The sequence below is a fragment of the Mesorhizobium sp. M0968 genome (genome assembly GCF_040319065.1).
Lineage (GTDB): Bacteria > Pseudomonadota > Alphaproteobacteria > Rhizobiales > Rhizobiaceae > Mesorhizobium.
This window is the reverse complement of sequence record NZ_JAMYNL010000030.1, coordinates 14,796-34,821: the sequence shown is the minus strand read 5'-3', so window position 1 is coordinate 34,821 and position 20,026 is coordinate 14,796. Positions and strand designations below refer to the sequence as shown.

The following is a 20,026-nucleotide window of genomic DNA, read 5'->3' as shown; positions in this document are numbered from 1 at the left end:
CCTTGCCCGCTTCCGGCGCCTGTTAGTCTTTCGAGTACCTCGAAATGATATGCTCTCGCGCGCAGGCCTGGAGCGGCGGACGCTCCGACGGAAGCGACCGGTTCGAAACTGCCGCTCTTTCTCTTTTTTTGGGCACCGCTGAGCGCCGAACCCGAAACCGGGTCTCATTTTAGGGCCTGATCGTCTAGGCGAGCGCCATAGCATCGGCGGCGATCCGTCGCAGCTGGAGCTTGCGAACGTGGAGGCGTGGGAGCGGCTGCATGCCGATCGTGGCTAGGATGTGATCCCAACGGTAGACCCAATCGTGCATCTCCAGGCAACGGACCGTACTTGTCCGGCGCAACAATTCCGTACGGCAGGGGTTTGCGTCGAGTTCGCCAATTACGTCTGCGATATGGCTCGAGTCTGGTGATACCTCGATCACTGCGTCTGGCCAGTCGAAGTGCGCGCCGAATTCGGCGCATTGCGGCGCGGTCCCAAGCATGACGGCGCCCCCCGCGGCCCCTTCGAAAAGACGGGCAGGCAGCACCTGCTCGCCGGCAACCGTGACGGCCTTCGAGTTTGCAAGCGTCGCTGGACTGAAAGCCATGAAATAGCGCGTGCGCCTGATGATATTGGCGAGCAGCAAACGATGCTCATGCCACGCCTTCACCCGGGAATCTGTGCTTGCGAGCGTGTCGTAGAGATAGAAGAGGTCCCGCTCTTCGGCCAGCTTCAGAAGCTGTCGGTGTATCTTCGCGGCTCGGTTCCCGATCGAGTATACGTCGATCACGCGTTTGACCGGCGATAGGTACGGCGTTGCAATGAGGCCGTCGACGGCCGTGGCAAGGAAGGAACAGGGCGTGCGGGTGTATTGAGGCAGGCGAGGTATGCACGCGCTGTGCAACAGGAACACGTGGTCGAACTGGTCCAGGAGCTTCAGATATCGGCGGTCCTCTTCGAGAGTGCTCGACCAGAGCTCGAACAGATACGCGACAGCAACCTTGCATCGGCGGCGCCAGTTGTGGATCCGAGACAATTCTACAAGGCTTTGCGGACTCCAGGCGACGAAGAAGAAAAGGTCATAATCTTGCGTGAGCCGAACATGCTCAATGCTTGGCGCATTCATTAACCCCAGCCCTTTGCGAAACGCGTTTGTCAGTCTGTTGAAGTCACGCTGGACGTTGTGAGGGTCGTGCTTTGGCAAAATGGCGTGAAAGCGTCTCGTTAGGTAGTTGTCGATGCCAGGGGCGATCAGATCGGCATCCTCGCATTCGGCAACGATGCGGCAAAACTCATACGCCGACGCAAAGTGAGCCCGGTCCTTCGCATTGAATTCAGAGGCAACCAGTGTACGTCTCTTCAAGGAATTCTCCCGGCACTTGTCATTCGACTTTCAACTATTCGGCCGCCGCAGGTTGGCCCGGCGCATAGTGCTCCAGTGCCGGGAGGGGTTGCCGACCCAGGATCATGTCTGCTGCCTTTTCCGCGATCATAAAGACAGCGGCCGAAGTGTTGGCCGAGGGAACGGAGGGCATAATGGAAGCATCAACGACCCGCAGGCCCTCGAGGCCGTGGACCCGCAACTGGTCGTCCACGACAGATTCAACACTAGCGGATGGGCCCATCCGGCACGATCCGCACAAATGATAGGCTGTCAGCCCGGTTTCGCGGGCAAACTGCAGCCGGTCGGCGTCGTCCGTTGTTTTCGGGCCGGGAAGCTCTTCCGTGCAGTTGTAGCGCCTGAGCTCGGGGGCCCGAAACAGCTGCTGCACAGTCTTCATGCCGTTGATGACGACCTGTCGGTCCTGATCATCGGCGAGATAGTTGGGCTGGATCAGCGGCGCTTGTGACGGATCTGCCGAGACCGCCCGAACATGTCCGACGCTCTTCGGTCGCAACTGATAATAGCCAAGCTTGATGACCGGCAACCGCCGCGCGCCACCGTGATCGGTATAATTGCCCAGGGCAAGGTCAAGCTGGATATCGGGGGTGGAGTGAAGATCCCGCGAGTTGACGAACCCGTAGACGAGCGACGGGCTGACGGCGAGAAAGTTCGGGCGGCCCAGCATCCATTTCGCTGCCTCGCGCAGGAGGGCGAAGCCGTGTCCGCTGACCGTTTCGATGCCCTCCACCCGGGCGATCAGGTGGACTATGTAGTGGTCCTGAACATTTGCACCGACACCGGGGGATTCGTGCACAACCGGAATTCCAAGGCCGGAGAGCATTCTCGCAGCACCCACGCCTGACAGCTGCAGCAGCTTTGGTGAGTTCGCCGCGCCAGCGGAGAGGATCACCTCTCGACGGGCCTTCACACAGCTGGTGGGATGACCCGGCCCCCCTCGTCCATATCGAACGCCGATGGCACGCTTTCCCTCGAACAGGACGGCCGTGGCCTGCGCGTTAGTGCGGACGTCCAAGTTCTTCTTTCTGGCGATCGGCCGTAGGAAAGCCCGCGCTGCGCTCACGCGCCATCCGTTATCGATATAGCGCTGATAGTAGCCCACACCGGCCTGGCTTGCCGCATTGTAGTCGGGATTACGCGGGATGCCGGCATTGAGCGCGGCCTCGATGAATGCATCACATAGTGGATGTCGCCAATCGCAATCTGTAACTGGAAGCAGTCCGTCCGTCCCGCGGTAGAAGGGATCGCATGCCCCAAGCCTCCGCTCGGTTCTCTTGAAATAGGACAGCACGTCGGCGTAGCCCCAGCCTCGATTGCCCTGGTGGGCCCACTCGTCGAAGTCTGCAGCCGCGCCGCGGTTGTAGTTCATCCCGTTAATTGCGGTCGAACCGCCTAGTGTCTTGCCCTGCGACATCGGAATAGAACGGTTGGCCGTCCCCGGACTAGGCTCCGTGTCGAACTGCCAGGCATATTTCGGATTCGAGGATGTCTTGTAGAGTCCCGCCGGAATGTGCAGAAGGATGCTGCTGTCGGCCGGGCCCGCCTCGAGCAGGCAGACCATATTGGTCCCATCAGCCGCCAGACGATTGGCCAAGACGCAGCCTGCCGCCCCGGCTCCGACGATCACATAGTCAAAGACGTCCGCTTCAACCGACATCGCCTCGCGCTCCGCTTATTACCAGCTTCAGAGAATGGCAGGGAATCCGGCCGATGGCACTTTGCCCATCGGAGTTAAGCCTTATGGAGGGCTTTCGCGGCGGCCAGAATGGAGAGATGGTGTGCGAAGTGCTGTGCGTGCATAAGCCTGCCGCCGATGTGCATTCTTCGCGAACCTGCGCCGCTGGCGCACAGGGGAAAAATGGGGATGCCTGACGACAACCTGACCGAAGAAGCCGCCTTGCCGAGAGGTAGGGTTTATCTGCATCGCGTTGGCCACCTCGACGTCTCCGCACAAGCCGAATCGACGTTTGGCACCCGAACTGGGCGGGCTGATAAATTTCATGTTGCGCGGCCGGCAGTCTCTTGAACCCCGGCGCCTTAATCGGCGCCGTCTCCTTGCCGGGCTGCTAGCGCTGCCTGCCTCGGGTGCCGTCGGTGCAGCGGTGCCTCTGGCCCAGGGGCGATCGGGCGATAAATGGTTCGGGGGTGCCGTCTCCCTTGCGCGTCCAAGTGGACCCGTGCTCACGCGCGCGGATGGGCAGATCATTGAAAACCTTGACATTTACGCCCCCTATGGCAACGGGATCACGGCACTCCATCAGGGCGTCATCGTACGCAGCTGCCGCATTCGTCATGCCATGGGCAGCGGAATATACGCCCGCGGAGCCGCCGGAATACGCTTGCAGGATCTCGAGATCGATCATGTCGGCGTTCCCCCGGGGACCGAACCAAGCCAGAACCGCAACAACATAGAGCTGGAAAGCTGCCCCGATGCGATCATCATCCGTGTCAAGGCGTCCCGCGGCTCCTCCAATATCTATGTCTTCGACTGTCCAGGCACCCAGATGAGCTTCCTCGAACTCCACGACGCGCGCGGGCCGTTCCCCCGTGGACAGAATGTGCAGTTCGACCGCTCTCCGGATACGAGCCTGGAAGAATTCTCGGCCGAGAACGGTCCCACCTCCTGGACCGAGGACAACATTTCCGCCTTTCACTCGGATCGCTGTACAATTCGACGTGGACTCGTCTTCTACAACAACAGTCCCACGGGCGCTGGCGTCATGCTGGAGGGAAGCTTCAATTGCCGGGTCGATGACGTCGATGCCGTTCAACAGGGCAACGGCGCCTTCTCGGCCGTTCCGCAGGGCAAGGTCGGCAGTGGCGGTTGTTCGTTCAACCGCTGCCGGAGCCGGGACACCTACAATGAGCCACGGGACGGCAGGGACACCCCGACATCCAACGGCCTGTCGTTCCATACCCGGATATCAGAAGGCGCTGAAAAGCACAGTGTTAGGGACTGCTGCGTCTACGCGCTCGCCAGTCCCCGCAACCTCATCTGGCAAAGGGCGGCCGTGCATGCCGGTTGGTCCATCGAGCGCAAGCCATTTGATCCCAGACCGCCATTGCGGCTTGCCTTCAACTGGCAGTGAGCAGAGATCCGATGTGGCCCTATCGACGACGACGCCAAAAGAGAAGCAGGTCTGACAGCATTGACCGCGACGGCGACATCCCAAGCGTCCAGAGAGGCGCTGATGCAAGAATCATGCGTCCCGTCGTCGTGCTCGTATCGATAGGTGTGTCGACGATGCGAAGACCGACATGCTTGCTGCCAAGCCTTTCGATGAGCGCCAGCACTTCGCGGGTTGTGCGCGCAACACGGTACGGCTTCGTGACCGCAATCACGTCTCCTTTCCTGACACATGCGATCGCCCTCTCGAGCTCCGGCGTCGAACCGAATATGCCAGTCTTCTCGCAGAAGAACTTCTCGGCTCCCAAGCGGGCAAGATAAAGCTTTTGCGCCTCCAGCCTGGCAGCGGGTTCGAAGGTGTTGATACGACAGTAGCCGATGATCATCGCAATCCCCAATCGTAAGAAGCTTTCAGCGAGGGTCCAAGGTGCCCGAGGAAGCCGCTGACGATCTGCGAGCCTGAATGCCGCTGCGGCTCGGCAGTCCCTTTGTCATCTCCCATGTCCGCAGAGATCCGCGAGCTCGAGATATTGCTTTGCGACTCCCTGTGCATCGAACCGTCCCACCCACTGGCCGGCACCTGCCGACAAACGCGACCAAAGGTCATCATCGTCCAGCACAGCCTTCAGCGCTGCGGCCATCGCCTCGGCCTGTGGTTCGACCACTGCCCCATTCACGCCATCCGCGAGCAGATCCCGGCTGAGCCTTGAAGACCCGACGATGGGCGTGCCGGTGGCGATCGCCTCCATCACCGTTGCCGAGGCGACAGGGACCGTATAGCGCGTGGGGAAAGCGGCGACGCGAACGCGGCTGTGTAGTTCGCGAACGCGTGCTCCCTCTGCCATCCCGAGAAGGACCACGTGCCCCCGTATCGCTTCAGGAAGAGCGTCGACCGCCTTCGTCACCGGTCGTGTGATGTCACCCGTCAGGTAGAGCCGTACGGAAGGGTCGTTGAGGGCGCCGAATGCCCGGATCGTCGCCTCTGGCACCTTGTAGGGCGACGTGCCGGCATGGAGGATTGCCCGCTCGCGCTCTGCCAGCCCACGAGACGCATATGACTGGCGATCGATGCATTTGGGAATTTTCAGGATTTGGTCGCTTGGCAGCCCAAGATCTCGCACCAGTTCCTCCTGAAGCTCGGTCGTGGAGGCGACGACGTAGTGGCAGCGCCGCATGCTCGCGCGTCGAATGGCTCGCCATACTGCCGCAAGCGGCCCTTTCCGCCTCTCGAGATCGTGAACGACCTGGACGATCGTGCCACGCAGCGGTAGCGGCACCGTCTCGCTGTGGATGACAAGGTCCGGCCGGAACCGATTGATGATACCGATCGCCCGCAGCCATGCCGCGACTGAGGCCGGTCCGGTCAACCGCGTGCGGCTCAATCCGATTATCGGCAACTTGAGGCGAGGCGAAAGAAGTCGCTGGAATTTCGCGCTTTCGAAGGTGCCGACCACGATCTGCACCTGGTGCCCCAGTTCGAGCAACGCCTGGGCAAGTGCCACAATGAAGATGCTCACACCATCAGGTGAATCCAAAGGTTCGCGCCGGGTCAAGACAATGCGCATTCGATCGAACCGTGACAACAGGTGCCTGCGGGCGGCCGCAGCCTCCAGTGGCACCGTGTTTCAGCAATGGAAGCAAAAGAGGACCTCGCCGAAGTATGCGAGGCGGCAGGATCGATCCTCGAGCAAATGGGGAGTACCCCGGCCCGCACTGCGCTTGTTGACGCGTGAAGCTTGGTCTGCCCTATGGGCCGCCCTGGTCGGTTCCTGCCAGCCCATGTTCCGGCCCACCTCACGACACTGCCGCTAAGGCCCGGATCGGGCGCCTGACCAGGGGTTCATAGATGGCCATCAGCCGATTGAAGTTTGCTTCGGGCGTGTACCGCTCCTGATAGGCGGCATAGGCCCTGCCTGCCACTTCCTGCAAGGCAGATCGGTTTGAAAGCGCCCAGCGCACCTGATCGGCCAACGCGCCGGCATTGCCGACAGGAACGACAAGGCCGGTGACGTCTGGCTCAACGACCCCCTTGATCCACGGCAAATCCGTGCAGATGACCGGCAGCCGGCTTGCGAAGGCCTCGATGACGGTCATGGGAAACAATTCATAGCCTTTCGACGGAAAGAGCAGGAATGCTGCAGCCTGCATCTCCTTCAGCACCGTGTCGCGCGACTGACGCCCGAGATATTCCACGCGCTCGCCCGCAGACTGCTCGACGAGCGGAGCCAACGGCCCGTCGCCGATGATCCGCAGCGGATAGTCGATCTCCTTCCACGCCTCGAGCAGCGTGGCCACTCCCTTGTGGTGCTCATCCAGTCGTCCGACGAACAGCCCTCCATTGCGACGAAGGTCACCGAAGATCGGCGGCCTGGCAACCGCATTCGGCTTGACGACGATGCGTTCGGCCGGCAGGCCGCCTTCCACAAGCTTGTGCCTGGCCCAGTCGGTAAGGGCAATGAAGCGGTCGACCTTGCGGGACCAGGTGCCGGCCCGCTTGTGAAACTCGACCATTGCGGCGACGGCGAGCGTGCCCGCCAGGGAATTCCTGTAGACCTTCTTCGGAACAGTCCACCAGCAGGCGTGGCGGAGACTTCGCTCCCGAAGCCTCTCATCGGGATAAAGCAAGGCGCTGGGACAGAGAATCCTGAAATTGTGCAAGGTCATCACTGATGGCACGCCGGCCTCGCGGCACGCATCCAGGATGGAGGGGCTCAGGAGAGGAAAGAAATTGTGGATATGGACGACATCCGGTGAAAATTCCGCCAATTTTCGGGACAGGGTCCGCCGTGAATGAGGGTTGTAGATGACCCCCACGGCGCTAGAAATCTTCCGCGCGACCGACACGATATCGTCATTCGTGGCGGAGAACAGCTCGACGTCGACCCCATTCTGCTTGAGGCACGCGAGCTCCTCCCGAACCACGCTGTCCTCTCCGGCCCTTATCTGGTAGAAATTATGAACCATTAAGACGCGCATCGCAGTCCGCCACGTCCGAATCTCAATTCGGCATCCCGGACGCCGGTGGCGACGACGCGACGGCTCCGGAAAAGTCGACCTTTGGCAAAACGACCTCCACAACGTCGCCGGGCGCAAGCCCGAGATCTTCGCTGCCAGGGAGCGTCTCGGCGCCCTGCTCTCGCTTTCTATGCACTGTTATCTCGGGCCGACCCGCGGCTATCAGCAAGGTGGATTGCGCTTGACCTGTAAGCGCCAGCTTCTGCGCAGTACCCTCAAGACGCGCCGAGGTCTGGGCCAGATTCATATAGGCCTCCTGTAGCTCTCCCAAGGCCGCGATTCGTCGTTCACTGTCGATCTTGTTCATCTGTCTGACATATTCGCCGCGCTGGCGCTCGATGTTCGATGCCTGGACGATCGTATCGAGCAGTTGGGTTGATGACATAAGCGCCGCTCGACGGGCTTCAGATAGGCGCGTGGTCGCCGCCAGGCCCTTCTGAAACAGCGTCCTGACTCTCTCGTAGTCGTCGGTGTCGGCCTGGCTTCCCTCCTCGTCCTTCTTCTTCTTTTCAGACAGGAGCCCCAGTTGCATGTTAGCCTCCTCGACAGCACGTCGCAGAAGCTCCTTGTCCTTTTCACTGTCTGACTGACGAGCTTCGATATGCGCTGTTGCCGTTTGCTTCAATCGTTCGGCGAGCGCCTCAGGCACCGGTGCGTTCTCGACATGTTCGACTTCTTCGCCGAGTTCGGTGCGAAGGCGCCAAATGCGAACCTGTTCCGTTGCGAATTGCGCCCATAGGGCTTTGTACTCGGAACGGAAATCGGCCGCTTCCATGAGCGGATTGGCGATGCGAACCTGGGCAGCGCTGTAGCCACCCGCAACCGCCACAGACTGTCGGACGGTCATACCCGGCCGGAAGATGTACTCTCCCGGCCTGGCCACATCACCATAAACATAGATGGGCCGGTATTCGGCAAGCGAAACGAAGACCTGGTCCGTCTGGATCAGCTGCGTTATTTCACGGCCGTCCTCGGTCCCCCGCCGATAGGGCTTGCTGGCGAGACTGCCGGCGATTATTTCCTGCGCTTGTTGAACGGAAAGGCCGCTGATTTGAACCGCTCCAACCAGCGCCAAGTTCACCTCGCCGTCCACTCCGATCAGCAATCGCTGCCTGAAATCCGGAATACCAGGGACCGATACTTCCAGCGTATCTCCGGGCTTTAGCTTGTAGTCGGCAAGTGCCGCTGTCGGAATCAGAGCGATGGCGCCAGCAAACGAAGCGAGGCGGGTCGAAGCCATGGTCATCGACAGCGCCGACAACAAGGATCTCAACAGCTTCATGGGTCCCCCAACGGGTTGCCCCCGTATCTCTACGGGCGGCTTATTACGGGTTTCTCCGGCGCGGGCGAACCTGCGCAGTGGATGGCCCTATGCTACCAGAAGAGGCATAGCCGAGGCCGAGGCAAAATGGCTGGCTCGCTGGCTCTTTCGAGGCACTCCTGATGGACCGGCACGGCGCCGCCGCATGAGCGGGCACATCAGTGGACGGCTCCCCTGCTCCTGCCGCGCCAAAATCGTACAACGCGATCCCTTCTACCGAGACCGATAGCCTGCCCTATGTCGGGAGGGCCGCATCCATGTTCGTTCCGATGTATGAACAAGCGTAATGCTGCGTTCGATCCGGTTCAACTGGAGGAAGTTCCACAGCCAAGGCCGGAACGCTGGCGCGAAGCGCAATCAAATAGCCGTATGAGAAAGCAATTCCCACAATCTGTAGAGGGCTCTCCAGGGCCGGATTGACGAACATGGCGAGGAAAATCGTGATGAAGACCGTGGACGCATGATTGCGAACACCGCGTGGCAGTCGATTTGGCGGGAAGGCCACCAAAATGGCAGACACGATCAAAATGAAACCAATGACCCCCGTCCGCAATATGGCTTGAAAGAACGAATTGTGAATTCCTGTCGAGAGTACCTCAAGCATTCTGGCATGCGTAATATTATGGGTGTCGGGAAGAAAGGTAATATCCTCGAATCCGGGAAACTCGTATCGCCATCGGACAGATTCCCTCCCAAATCCGATGCCAAACCCGTATGTATCCGCAACGGATACGAGTGCGTCCGAAATGAACGCGAGTCGGATCCCGGAGTTCGGGTCCAGAGCAAAGGTTTGAGGTATGAAGTTGAGCCCGACGGCATAAGCCGAAGTCAGTGCGGTCGCCAAAGCTGCGGCCATCAACCGGCCGGGCACGCCAATCAGAATGACGATCGTCGTGACCGCAAGCACCTTGAACTGAGCCAAGGGGCTGGCGAGGGCTATTCCCAAAAGGAGCAAAATGCCGCCGTATCGGCGCCAGTCGTTCGTCAGAAAGATACCGCCTGCAATGAAAAACACGGCAATGACCATGTTGTTGATCAGCGCACCATAAAGAATCACTATCGCGGCTTGCCCAGATGCGCGCGGATATTGCACGTCCTGCTGAAACATCACCGCCGGCGCGACAACGAGAGACAGGAACAGGAAAACGGGTGCACCAAAAAAGGCATTGCCGCTCATCAGCCTGCGGCGGAAATAAGCCTTGGACGCCCATGCGACGGCGAAGAATCCAACAATCGGGACGATTTGCCTTGTGACTGCTTCTTGAAGGAAGTGAACCTGCCAGGAATCCGGCATCAGCCTGTATCTGGACAGCAGGGCAATGAAGAGGCAGAAGGCGGTGTAGACCGCGAGCAGACGAGGCGGCACCGTCTGCCGCAGCAAGGCATAGGCCAGACAGACACCGACCGGGACCACTATGAAGAAAAGGCCAAGCAGGCGCAGGGATATTGCGAGGGCGCAGGCCAGCCAAATGCCCGAGAGAAAGAGGGTGTAGTCGAGCACGTCAGGGGAATGGCTGGAAACGAGGTCGACCGGCTTTGAACCCTTCCTGCGTGACAATGTCGCTGGCGAGGTCATGGCCTGTATTCCCGGTTAGGACTGAAAGCCGCACGGTTCATCCTGGTCAAAATTACTGCCGAGAGTTTCTCTGCAGGGATGATGCGCAGGATTCCTTTGAGGTGATCCGCGAAAGTGCGGCGTGCCTGCAACACCAAAAGGACCTCGTTGATGACGCCCATGGCAGCTTCCAGATCAGCGATGCGATCGGTGCTGTGAAAATCAACCACTATACAACTGTATTCTTGCTGCAGATGCTGGAGTGCAGCGGAGATGGAGAGCGAGGCATTCAACTCGGAGATTGACCCGGTGGGCCTGAGAACCAGAACTTCCAGCCCTCCCTGATGCGCGGGAATGATGGCAAACGCCCTTGCGAGCTTGCGACCTGGCTCCGCGTTCACCATTGGCTGGTTCATCGATGGCTTTTGCCAATTGGCATCAATGAGCAGTGTCTTTTGCCCGGTCGCCGCAATGAGCCTTGCGAGATGAACCGCCACCGTGGAGCTTCCGGACTTCGCGAGGGGTGAAGCAACGCCGATTACAAATCCGCCTTGGCGGCCCTGAACTCCGCGCATACGGCTGGCAATTTTGCTCAGCGAGCTGTGAAGCTCGGGAGCGTCCTTTGAGTAGACGGGCTGCAAAGACTGCTCGCATGGCCCCACAACATTCCACCTGCGGCGGGGAATTCTGCGTATCCCTACAATCCGATCAAGGCCGGTCGACCTGTGCACATCCTCGACCGTTATCAGGCGGTGGTTCATTGCTTGCCTGATCAATGCGTGACCAACGCCGGCAACCCCACCGGCCATAACGGAGAGGGCTACCATCAGGACGGGTGGCGGCCAACTGCGTTGGCGAGGCGGTTCGGCCGCGGTGATGACCCTTGCGCTCGGGATCAGCGACGAGGCGCTAAAATCGGAGAGGGTCCGCTGCAGAAGGGCATTGTAAAGCGAGCGATAAACCTCGGCCGCGCTCTGCTGCTCGCGGAAAAGGACTCTTGCCCTCTCCGCAGATTCAGGGTCCGATTGGAGTTCCTTCAGTGATTCGGTCACAAAAGCCTTTTCCCGAAGTTCCGCCAGCCGCTTGTGCAGATCAGATGCTTCTTCCGCGCCAGCCGCCTGCCTGCGCTCGCGCTGATTTCCGATGTAACCGTCGGCGATCGCGTTCGCGAGCATGGCGGAGAACTGAGGATCGGAAGAGGTGACCCCGATCTCGACGGCGCTGGAGGAACCCATCTGAAGAACGGAAAACGCGCGCCTCACAAGGACCATCGCCTCATCCCGAATATTTGGCTCCGCCGTCGGCAGTTCGGTGCCGAAGTGAGACGCCAATTGGCCCTGCACATAGCTGGATATCCGGGTGCGCAAGCTGTCGTCCGTCACAAACTCTTCGTCTTCCGCTAAGCCAGTGTGGTCAACAACACGTCCGACGACTTCGTCCGACTGAATGACCTGTATCTGGCTCTCTACATAGACCCTCTCATCCGCCTGAGCTTCGCCCGGTTGCGGAGCGGGCGGAGATGAAAGGAGGATCGTCGCATAAGCGCTGTAATATCCAGGCGAAAGGACTGTATATGCGCCGCCGACACCAAGGCTTACAACCATCCAGAGGAGGCAAAGGCGCCAACTGCTTCGAATAAATCTCAAGATGTCTTTCACGGTCAGCTCGTCGCGATCCTTGGGAGGTATCTGCTGGTGAGGCGACCCGGACGGCTGAACGACGAAGTGATCGGTGGCGAACATACAGACTCTCCTACGACTGGAAACGATCGGCCTCGTGCTCCAACGGCGCGGATTGGGACGCCGGGGGATGTGCTCGCACCCGGCCTGCGTCGCAAGCCGCCGCCGTGCGAAGGACTGCAGCTCCGCCAATGAGGAAGAAGCCGGCTGAAACCACCAGCACGACGACTTCCTTCGCCACCATCGCGTAAACAATGGCTTGCTCCGCCATGACGAAAGACAAAGAATATGCGGCCACCAGGAATACTAGCAGACCGGCTGCATTAAGGGCCGCCCATTCGTTTTCATATCCGTAACTAAACATAAATACATTTGATGTGAATGTATTTATATTCATAAGAAATGGTATGATTGCCATCGCACGCACTATAGGTGTCGCTCCTGAAAATTTATCTCCAAACAGAATCAAAATTATGTATGGAGCAATAAAGAACATTCCAATACTCATCGCCGCCCCGCCCGCTACGGTGAATAGTGATCTTCTTATCAATCGAACCCCGGCAGCCGGATCGACATGAGCGTAGTATGAAACCCTCGGTATGAAAGTATCCATAAGCAACTTGATAAATACTCTCGAGGCTAACAGAAACTTTTCGGCGACAGAATATTGCCCGGCTGCGACATAGCCTGCGAAATGCTGGACAAGGGCAACAGGGAGGGTGACGAGGGCAGTCTCCACGGCTATGAAAAGGCATCCCCTCCAGCCATTGCGCAGCTGCATTCCAATCGTCGAAAGCGTGACGGACCTGAAGCCGCCGAACCCAATGGGAAGGATGAAAGGTAAGCAGATGACGCCACTGACGACGGGAACTGCGCTCTGGATGGCAACGGCGAGTGCGACCTGGTCAGGTGATGCGACCATGGCGACGAAACAGACGAGCGCCAGAACGCGAGCAACAACCACGGCGACGGCCGCCTGCCAGGCGCGTTCAAGGCCGACGAAGAGCCATGCCGGAAAAATAATGCCGCCGGCGGCCGAGAGCATCGCGCACAGGAATGTCGGCCTACTGAGCGCCAGCACGTCGCCGGCCAGCACAAGGCCCACCAGGCATACGGCAATGAACAGCACTGCCTTGGTGGCCATGACCTGAGCAACCAGGGACGCGATCGCCGCCGGCTCGTATCGGAGGGAAGCTACCCTGCGCTGCGCCGTCCAATGAAATCCATAGGCCACAACGACGGCAGCGAGTTGTCCGATGGCGAGCGCATACGCGTAGCGCCCGAAACTCATGGGTCCGAGGACACGCCCGGCATAGGGCAAGATGATCAGCGGCTGCAGGACGTCGGTGACATGCAGGACAGCCAGACTGGCGGCCTGTTTGCTCAGGGTCATGGTAGCCTCCAGTCAGGTGCCTGTCGAGGCAATGCAAACCACCCAGTCCAGATATGGCAGCGCCGCCTCCCAGAAGCAGCGCCAAAGAACAGCCGGCCGTGAAGAAGTTGGCGCAGATCGGCAATACGGCGGTCCAAGTGTGTTCACTGGTTCCGCCTCCCTCTAACCGTCACGAAGTCTGCGCCTGGGAAGCAGCGTTGCCTGCAACAAAGCCAGGATGAACAGGCTGTTCGTCACGAGATACCTGCTCGCCAGCCGGCGGGGATCCTGGAAGAGCCGGTGCAGCCATTCCAGCCCGCTCTTCTGCATCCATTGCGGCGCCCGTTTGACGTCTCCGGCGTGGAAATCGAAAGCTGCTCCTACCCCTAACATGACCGCATTGATCCGGCCGCGATGCGCCTGCATCCAGCTTTCCTGCTTGGGACATCCGAGCCCCACCCACATGATCCTCGCACCGGACTGATTGATCATTCCGACCACTGCCTCATCCTCCTCGGCCGACAGAGGGCGGGGCGGAGGTGAGTAAGAGCCCACGATGTTTATGCCGGCAAACTCGGTTCGAATGCACTGTTCGAGACGCTGGAGAGTGCCCGGGCTGCCGCCGTACAGGAACATTGCCGAGCCCAGTTCCGATGCCCTCCGGCAACAAATCCACATCAGGTCCGGTCCGGCGATGCGCGGCTGATCCGCGTGTCCCTGCCGTCTCAGCATCCAGGCCACCGGCGCTCCATCGGGCGCGACAAGATCGGCGCTATCCATCGCTTCGGCATGGGCGCGATTGCGGCGGGCGGTGACGACACTGTGGGCATTGCACAGGAAAACCGTTCGGCTCTCCCGCCGCAGGGCCCAGTCGAAGACGCAGTTGACTGCCTGCGCCAAGCCCAGCGCGTGCACGGGTACCCCAAGCACTTGCTCGCGCACCACTCCCTGATCGATCGCGAGCTCTGTCATGCCACCCTCGATTGCTGCAATGGTGAGCCATCATCACAGCGTGCGGGCACTTCGAGTGCAAATGCTATTCCGAACGGGAAGCTGGCGGGCGGCGCTCATCGGAGGTACTTAAAAGGAATATCCGAATATCCTGTCCGAACCGGTGTGGTGCACCCCGATTCTGAGACACGAAAAGGGTAACAGTTCTCCATTCGTTAAGGAGAGCTGATGAGGAGAGAAGAACCCGGGGCGGCGGTTCAGTGGCGAATTCAAGAGAGCGGCGGTGTAACGCATGGCTGCGGGCGCCAATATGAGCAAGTTGGCGCGGGAGCTCGGCATCTCTGGCAAGGGTCTCTATCGCTGGCAGAAGCAGTTTCGTGCAGGCGGGCCAGCAGCTCTGCGCGGTCGCATGGGTCCGCCGCGAGCGGTACGCCGGCTAGGTGAGGCGGACGACCCGGGCGGTGCAGCGCCGGCATTGCCGTCGGAAGCGCTTGACGAGCTTTCGAAGGCATTGGCTCGGATCGGCGAACTGGAGCGTCTCGTCGGGTATCCGGTTCAAAGCGTTACCCATCTATCAACTTGTTCTCTCCGTGCTGCCGAAAGAGCGCATGGAAGGAGCGGCCCGTCGCGCCGTCGAGCAGGAGGTAAAGCCCCATCACCGCGGGTTTGCCTACGGCATTGTTGTCGGGCGACACCGTGACGATCTTGACGCCGATATGGCCATGTGCCGACGTGTCAGCTGTACGGAGAACAAGGGATATTCCTTTTAAGTACCTCCGATGAGCGCCGCCCGCCAGCTTTCCGTTCGGAATAGCAATTGAACTCGAAGTGCTCGCACGCTGTGATGATCGCTCACCATTGCAGCAATCGAGGGTGGCATGACAGAGCTCGCGATCGATCAGGGAGTGACGGCATGTCGCAAATCTTCGCGGGATGATGCCCTCTGGTTGCAGCCTAAAGAATTCACACAGGATTATCTGGCATCGCTTTGCATCGCATTGGCGCAGATCGATACGGACGCCGTGCAGGAGGCGATACAGTTGCTGCGCGCCGTACGCGATGCGGGCGGCACAGTCTTCGTCGCCGGCAACGGCGGCAGCGCAGCGACCGCCTCCCACTGGGTCAATGACCTCGGTAAGGCCACGAAACGCTCGGGAAGGCAGCCAATCCGGGTCATAGGCCTGACAGACAACGTCTCCTGGATGACGGCACTCGGCAATGACGAAGGCTACGAGCGTATCTTTGCCGGCCAGATGGAGAACTTCGCCGAGCCGGGTGACGTGCTCATAGTGATTTCAGCCAGCGGGAACTCGCTTAATCTCGTGCGGGCAGTCGAACTCGCTCGCGAAAGGAAGGTAGCCACCATCGGCATTGTCGGTTTTGACGGCGGCACGCTTAAAGAGCTCGTCGATCAGCCAGTATGGGTGCGGTCCGAAAAAGGCACCTACGAACTCGTCGAGGACGTCCACGCCGCGATCTGTCATGCCATCACGCGATACCTCATCGCCGACCGACCGGAGCGCGGTCAATGAATATTGTCCTGCCGAGCTCGCCCTGCCTGCAAAAGGCAGATGTCGAAGGCCGCGGCTACAGCCGGCCGCGTCAGGCGGTCATCCTGGCCGGCGGGCGTGGCACGCGCATGCGGCCGATCACACTCGATCGCCCGAAACCAATGGTGCCGGTGCTCGGCCGCCCTTTTTTGGAATACCAGATCGAACAGCTGCGGCAGGAGGGGTTCGAAAGGGTTCTTCTTCTACTCGGGTATTTGCCCCATGTGGTGATGGACCATTTCGGCGACGGCAGCAGGTTCGGGGTCAGTATCGAATATGCCGTCACCCGTCCCGACGACCTCACCAGCAGCCGGGTATCCAATGCCCGTCACCTCATAGATCCGTGCTTCCTGCTGCTGTATTGCGACAATTACTGGCCGATGCGCATGGAGCGGCTGTGGCAACGCTTCTGTGCGGCCGGCAAGCCTGGAATGATTACGGTCTACAGCAACAAGGACGGCTATTCACGCGGCAGCGTGATCCTTGATGCGAACGACAATGTGACCGTCTTCGACCGGCTCCGCACCACGCCCGGGCTGCAGGGAGTCGAGATCAGCTATGCCATACTAACCGATCTCGCCCTCGAACTCCTGCCCGACGAGGACACCCTCTTCGAGGAGGCCATCTACACGCCGCTCGCGACGCAGCATCGCCTCGCCGGCTTCGTGAGCGAGCACCGCTATTACAGCGTGGGCTCGATCGAGCGTCTACCCGCGACGGAGCGCTTTATTAGCCGCGAAAAAACCATGCTCGTAGACAGGGACGGCGTACTCAACTGCAGACCGCCACGGGCTCAATATGTGTGTTCATGGGACCAGTGGGAGTGGGTTCCGGGTGCAAAGCAGGCGTTGGCCCTTCTGAACGAGGCTGGCTACCGCATAATCATCATCTCCAACCAGGCAGGGATAGCGCGCGGAGCGATGACCGCCGCTGATCTCGAGGCGCTTCACCAGCGCATGTGCGCCGAGTGCGAAGCCGTCGGCGGCAAGATCGCGGAGATCTACCACTGCCCACACGGCTGGGACGACGGCTGCGACTGCCGCAAGCCCAAACCCGGTATGCTGTATCAGGCACAGCGCGACTTTGATCTCGACCTCACACGCACACTCTTTGTCGGCGATGACGATCGTGACCGTCAAGCGGCCGAAGCCGCGGACTGCCTATATGCGCAAGTAAGCGAGCGATGCTCGCTTCTGGACCTCACCCGTCAACTCCTTTCGAAGCGGAGCGAGGGCAGACATGAATGAACCAACACGCGTTCTCGTCACCGGACACAATGGATATCTCGGTTCTGTCATGGTGCCCGTGTTGCAGGCGGCGGGCTATGAGGTGGTCGGGCTGGATATGGGATATTTTCGTACGTGCACCCTGGGAGCCGACAATACCAGTGTGCCCGAGATCACAAAGGATCTACGCGCCATCGAACCCCCGGATCTGCAGGGCTTTGACGCGGTGATCCATCTGGCGGCACTCTCGAACGACCCGATCGGAAATCTCAACGCGGATTGGACGAGGCAGATCAATGCGGAAGGAACAGTTCGTCTGGCCACGATGGCCAAGGCGGCGGGCATCCGGCGGTTCCTATTTTCCTCCTCTTGCATCATGTATGGCATGTCGGAAGCCGCCGTCGTCGACGAAACCGCCCCGCTGGCGCCGCAAACAGAATACGCAAGATCGAAGGTTGTTGCCGAAGAAGCGCTGCGCGCGCTGGCGGACGACGGGTTCTCGCCCGTCTATTGCCGCAACGGCACCGTCTATGGTCTGTCGCCGCGAATGCGCTTCGACACCGTGCTGAACAATTTCGTGGGCAGCGCCTTCACCACTGGACGTGTCGAAGTGCACAGCGATGGCACGCCATGGCGGCCCGTGGTTCATGTCCAGGATGTCGCGCGCTATTTCAAATTGATGCTGGAGGCGCCGCTACAGGACATCCACAATGAGGCGTTCAACATGGGTGTTGAAAGCCTCAATCTTCAGGTGCGCGAGATAGCGGAGATCGCCGTTGAGGCCGTCGCCGGCGCGCAGCTCACAATGACACCGAAGCCGGGCGCGGATCAAAGGACCTACAAGGCGGACTTCAGCAAGTTCTCACGGACTTTCCCGGATTTCGAGTTTCAGTGGACAGCGCGAAAGGGAGCACAGGACCTTTGCGAGGCGTTCCGCTCCATCGCACTTAGATTTGAAGACTTTACCGACAAGCGCTTCACGCGGCTGCGCTGGCTCGATCATTTGCTCAAGGCGGGGACGCTCGATGGTCAGCTGCGCTGGCGAACCGCACAGCCGCGTGTTGCCTAATTTTCATTCCGTCGATTTTCAAGGGGGAAAATATGGAACAGCTAGACGGGACCAAAGCGGTGGAGCGCCGCTCAGGACTGGACCTTCCGACCATCATCGATCGCGCTGCACAGCGTCTACCGTCTCTCGTCCTGACGCGCACTCCTTTGCGCGTCAGTTTTGCTGGCGGCGGTACCGATCTGCCCGATTTCTACAATCTCGATTGCGGCGCGGTCTTCAGCGCGGCAGTGGACAAGTACATCTATGTCACCGTCAAGCGTCACAGCGAGATCTTTAATGAACCCATCCGCTTGAACTATTCACAGACCGAGCAGGTAAACACCATAGGGGAGATCAAGAACAACATCGCTCGCGAATGCCTGCGTTTCCTGGAGATCGAACCGCCGATTTACATCTCGACGGTCGGAGACATGCCTGCCTCGACGGGCATGGGGGGGTCGAGCTCGTTCACGGTGGGACTGCTCAACGCCCTGCATGCATTCCGGGGAGAACGTGTCACCCCTGGCCAACTGGCCGAAGAGGCATGTCACATCGAGATGGACATCCTCAAGGAGCCGATTGGCAAGCAGGACCAGTATGCCGCCGCGTTCGGGGGCATGAACCTGTTCCGCTTCCAGCCGAACGGCGCGGTAACGGTCGAGCCGCAGCGGGTGCGCAATGGCGCCATCGAACATCTCTTCAGCAACCTGATGATGTTCTGGACGTCGCATCAGCGGCCGGCCAGTTCCGTGCTGGCAGAGCAGAAGGCGAAAACGTCAAGCAATCTCGATACGCTCAGGCGGATGCGGGACGACGCCTTCATGCTTCAGGAGATCTTTGCGGAGCCCGTCATCGACGTAGAGCGCTTCGGTGCCGTCCTTCACGCAGGGTGGGAGATGAAGCGGAGTTTGGCGTCCCGCGTGAGCAACGCGACGATCAATGGCCACTACGACCTCGCCAGGGACGCAGGTGCGGAAGGCGGCAAGCTGTGCGGCGCCGGCGGCGGCGGATTCCTTATGTTCGCGGTCAAGCCGGAACGCCGGGAAAGTGTAAGACGCGCACTCTCACACCTAGCCTATGTGCCTATCGGCTATGAAGTCCACGGCTCGCGCCTCTTGCATCCGGCGCAAGTCTGATGGCCGTCCTTCGATCGCACAAGAGGACCGCCGGCGCGAGCCACCCTGAGCAGAGATCGTCGGAGATGCAACCCGACGTGACACTCATTTGACCAATGGATCTACGATGCTTTTCACAAAGACCGATATTCCCGGCGCCACCCTGGTGGAACTGCAGAAATTCGAAGACGAGCGGGGCTTTTTCGCACGCGGCTGGTGTTCGCGGGAGTTTGCCGAGCAGGGGCTTCCGGATCGTGTCGTGCAGGTGAATATTTCATACAACAGGCACAAGCATACACTGCGCGGCTTCCATTACCAGCTGGCTCCCCAGTGCGAGGACAAGATGCTTCGCTGCATCCGGGGCAGCCTGTACGACGTGCTGATCGACCTGCGTTCCCGATCGCCCACCTATAAGCAGCACCTCACGGTGGAACTGTCAGCGGCGAACCAACGGATGCTGGTCATCCCGAAGGGCTGCGCGAACGCCTTTCTCACCATGGAGGACCACTCCGAGGCGACATATCTCGTCTCCGAATTCTACACACCGGCGGCCGAGCGTGGTGTTCGCTGGAACGATCCTGCTTTCGCAGTGAAGTGGCCGGTGGATGCGCCGGCGCTGATTTCTGAAAAGGACCGAAGCTGGCCCGATTATGACCGCTAACCTTTCGCCACCCGACCTTTCG

General features: G+C 59.9%; 16 protein-coding genes and 2 pseudogenes. 7 read left to right on the top strand and 11 right to left on the bottom strand.

Annotated features, from left to right (window positions below; all coding sequences use genetic code 11):
• Positions 1–184: 184 nt before the first annotated feature.
• On the bottom strand, positions 185–1,345 hold the full coding sequence (locus tag NKH67_RS29405) for a glycosyltransferase (protein WP_352473809.1): 1,161 nt from the start codon (positions 1,343–1,345) through the stop codon (positions 185–187).
• Between the two features lie 34 nt (positions 1,346–1,379).
• Positions 1,380–3,041 (bottom strand): GMC family oxidoreductase, encoded by a 1,662-nt coding sequence (locus NKH67_RS29400; protein ID WP_352473810.1) that lies wholly within the window; start codon positions 3,039–3,041, stop codon positions 1,380–1,382.
• Between the two features lie 520 nt (positions 3,042–3,561).
• On the opposite strand from NKH67_RS29400, the gene NKH67_RS29395 reads away from it, so the two are divergent.
• Entirely contained in the window at positions 3,562–4,473 is a 912-nt protein-coding gene (locus NKH67_RS29395) for a right-handed parallel beta-helix repeat-containing protein (RefSeq protein WP_353032398.1), read from the top strand.
• Positions 4,474–4,492: 19 nt separating this feature from the next.
• Here the strand turns inward: NKH67_RS29395 and NKH67_RS29390 are convergent, their stop codons facing one another.
• The 8 genes from NKH67_RS29390 to NKH67_RS29355 form a co-directional block, all read right to left on the bottom strand.
• Entirely contained in the window at positions 4,493–4,897 is a 405-nt protein-coding gene (locus tag NKH67_RS29390) for a recombinase family protein (protein ID WP_352473812.1), read from the bottom strand.
• Positions 4,898–5,002: 105 nt separating this feature from the next.
• Positions 5,003–6,028 carry a glycosyltransferase family 4 protein gene (locus NKH67_RS29385; protein ID WP_352542502.1) on the bottom strand — a complete coding sequence of 342 codons (1,026 nt, stop codon included), beginning with the start codon at positions 6,026–6,028 and terminating at the stop codon, positions 5,003–5,005.
• 277 nt (positions 6,029–6,305) lie between these two features.
• Positions 6,306–7,604 (bottom strand): glycosyltransferase family 4 protein, encoded by a 1,299-nt coding sequence (locus tag NKH67_RS29380; RefSeq protein WP_352473815.1) that lies wholly within the window; start codon positions 7,602–7,604, stop codon positions 6,306–6,308.
• The gene (locus NKH67_RS29375; RefSeq protein WP_352981087.1) at positions 7,510–8,808 is read right to left on the bottom strand and encodes a polysaccharide biosynthesis/export family protein; all 1,299 of its coding nucleotides are present in this window, start codon (positions 8,806–8,808) and stop codon (positions 7,510–7,512) included. Before NKH67_RS29375 ends, NKH67_RS29380 begins: the two co-directional genes overlap by 95 nt.
• Positions 8,809–9,082: 274 nt before the next feature.
• On the bottom strand, positions 9,083–10,423 hold the full coding sequence (locus NKH67_RS29370; protein WP_352473817.1) for a hypothetical protein: 1,341 nt from the start codon (positions 10,421–10,423) through the stop codon (positions 9,083–9,085).
• Positions 10,420–12,144 carry a GumC family protein gene (locus tag NKH67_RS29365; protein ID WP_352473818.1) on the bottom strand — a complete coding sequence of 575 codons (1,725 nt, stop codon included), beginning with the start codon at positions 12,142–12,144 and terminating at the stop codon, positions 10,420–10,422. The genes NKH67_RS29370 and NKH67_RS29365 overlap by 4 nt, the downstream gene beginning before the upstream one ends.
• Before the next feature lie 10 nt (positions 12,145–12,154).
• Positions 12,155–13,474 carry an oligosaccharide flippase family protein gene (locus tag NKH67_RS29360; protein WP_353032396.1) on the bottom strand — a complete coding sequence of 440 codons (1,320 nt, stop codon included), beginning with the start codon at positions 13,472–13,474 and terminating at the stop codon, positions 12,155–12,157.
• A 162-nt stretch (positions 13,475–13,636) separates the two neighbouring features.
• Positions 13,637–14,425, bottom strand: coding sequence for a WecB/TagA/CpsF family glycosyltransferase (locus NKH67_RS29355; protein WP_352473821.1), 789 nt, complete (start codon positions 14,423–14,425; stop codon positions 13,637–13,639).
• A 271-nt stretch (positions 14,426–14,696) separates the two neighbouring features.
• Between NKH67_RS29355 and NKH67_RS29350 the strand changes: the two are divergent.
• Positions 14,697–14,822 (top strand): annotated as a pseudogene (locus NKH67_RS29350) (helix-turn-helix domain-containing protein); the annotation flags it as partial.
• Between the two features lie 202 nt (positions 14,823–15,024).
• Here NKH67_RS29350 and NKH67_RS29345 read toward each other — a convergent pair.
• Positions 15,025–15,144 (bottom strand): annotated as a pseudogene (locus NKH67_RS29345) (bifunctional Delta(1)-pyrroline-2-carboxylate/Delta(1)-piperideine-2-carboxylate reductase); the annotation flags it as partial.
• A 138-nt stretch (positions 15,145–15,282) separates the two neighbouring features.
• Here NKH67_RS29345 and NKH67_RS29340 point away from each other — a divergent pair.
• The 5 genes from NKH67_RS29340 (at position 15,283) to rfbC (ending at position 20,004) form a co-directional block, all read left to right on the top strand.
• Entirely contained in the window at positions 15,283–15,936 is a 654-nt protein-coding gene (locus NKH67_RS29340) for an SIS domain-containing protein (RefSeq protein ID WP_352473823.1), read from the top strand.
• Complete coding sequence (locus NKH67_RS29335) at positions 15,933–17,201, top strand: HAD-IIIA family hydrolase (RefSeq protein WP_352473824.1); 1,269 nt, start codon at positions 15,933–15,935, stop codon at positions 17,199–17,201. Before NKH67_RS29340 ends, NKH67_RS29335 begins: the two co-directional genes overlap by 4 nt.
• Complete coding sequence (locus NKH67_RS29330) at positions 17,194–18,249, top strand: NAD-dependent epimerase/dehydratase family protein (protein ID WP_352473825.1); 1,056 nt, start codon at positions 17,194–17,196, stop codon at positions 18,247–18,249. Before NKH67_RS29335 ends, NKH67_RS29330 begins: the two co-directional genes overlap by 8 nt.
• Positions 18,250–18,281: 32 nt before the next feature.
• Entirely contained in the window at positions 18,282–19,364 is a 1,083-nt protein-coding gene (locus NKH67_RS29325) for a GHMP family kinase ATP-binding protein (protein WP_352473826.1), read from the top strand.
• Between the two features lie 106 nt (positions 19,365–19,470).
• A complete protein-coding gene (gene rfbC / locus NKH67_RS29320) occupies positions 19,471–20,004 on the top strand; it encodes a dTDP-4-dehydrorhamnose 3,5-epimerase (protein ID WP_352473828.1) in 534 nt (177 codons plus the stop codon).
• Positions 20,005–20,026: the final 22 nt, after the last annotated feature.

Bases quoted from the DNA above. Each gene is read 5' to 3' on its own strand.
- NKH67_RS29400 (WP_352473810.1), bottom strand. From the start codon at position 3,041: ATGTCGGTTGAAGCGGACGTCTTTGACTATGTGATCGTCGGAGCCGGG.
- NKH67_RS29390 (WP_352473812.1), bottom strand. From the start codon at position 4,897: ATGATCATCGGCTACTGTCGTATCAACACCTTCGAACCCGCTGCCAGG.
- NKH67_RS29375 (WP_352981087.1), bottom strand. From the start codon at position 8,808: ATGAAGCTGTTGAGATCCTTGTTGTCGGCGCTGTCGATGACCATGGCT.
- NKH67_RS29370 (WP_352473817.1), bottom strand. From the start codon at position 10,423: ATGACCTCGCCAGCGACATTGTCACGCAGGAAGGGTTCAAAGCCGGTC.
- NKH67_RS29365 (WP_352473818.1), bottom strand. From the start codon at position 12,144: ATGTTCGCCACCGATCACTTCGTCGTTCAGCCGTCCGGGTCGCCTCAC.
- NKH67_RS29360 (WP_353032396.1), bottom strand. From the start codon at position 13,474: ATGACCCTGAGCAAACAGGCCGCCAGTCTGGCTGTCCTGCATGTCACC.
- NKH67_RS29355 (WP_352473821.1), bottom strand. From the start codon at position 14,425: ATGACAGAGCTCGCGATCGATCAGGGAGTGGTGCGCGAGCAAGTGCTT.
- NKH67_RS29340 (WP_352473823.1), top strand. From the start codon at position 15,283: ATGACAGAGCTCGCGATCGATCAGGGAGTGACGGCATGTCGCAAATCT.
- NKH67_RS29335 (WP_352473824.1), top strand. From the start codon at position 15,933: ATGAATATTGTCCTGCCGAGCTCGCCCTGCCTGCAAAAGGCAGATGTC.
- NKH67_RS29330 (WP_352473825.1), top strand. From the start codon at position 17,194: ATGAATGAACCAACACGCGTTCTCGTCACCGGACACAATGGATATCTC.
- NKH67_RS29325 (WP_352473826.1), top strand. From the start codon at position 18,282: ATGGAACAGCTAGACGGGACCAAAGCGGTGGAGCGCCGCTCAGGACTG.
- rfbC (WP_352473828.1), top strand. From the start codon at position 19,471: ATGCTTTTCACAAAGACCGATATTCCCGGCGCCACCCTGGTGGAACTG.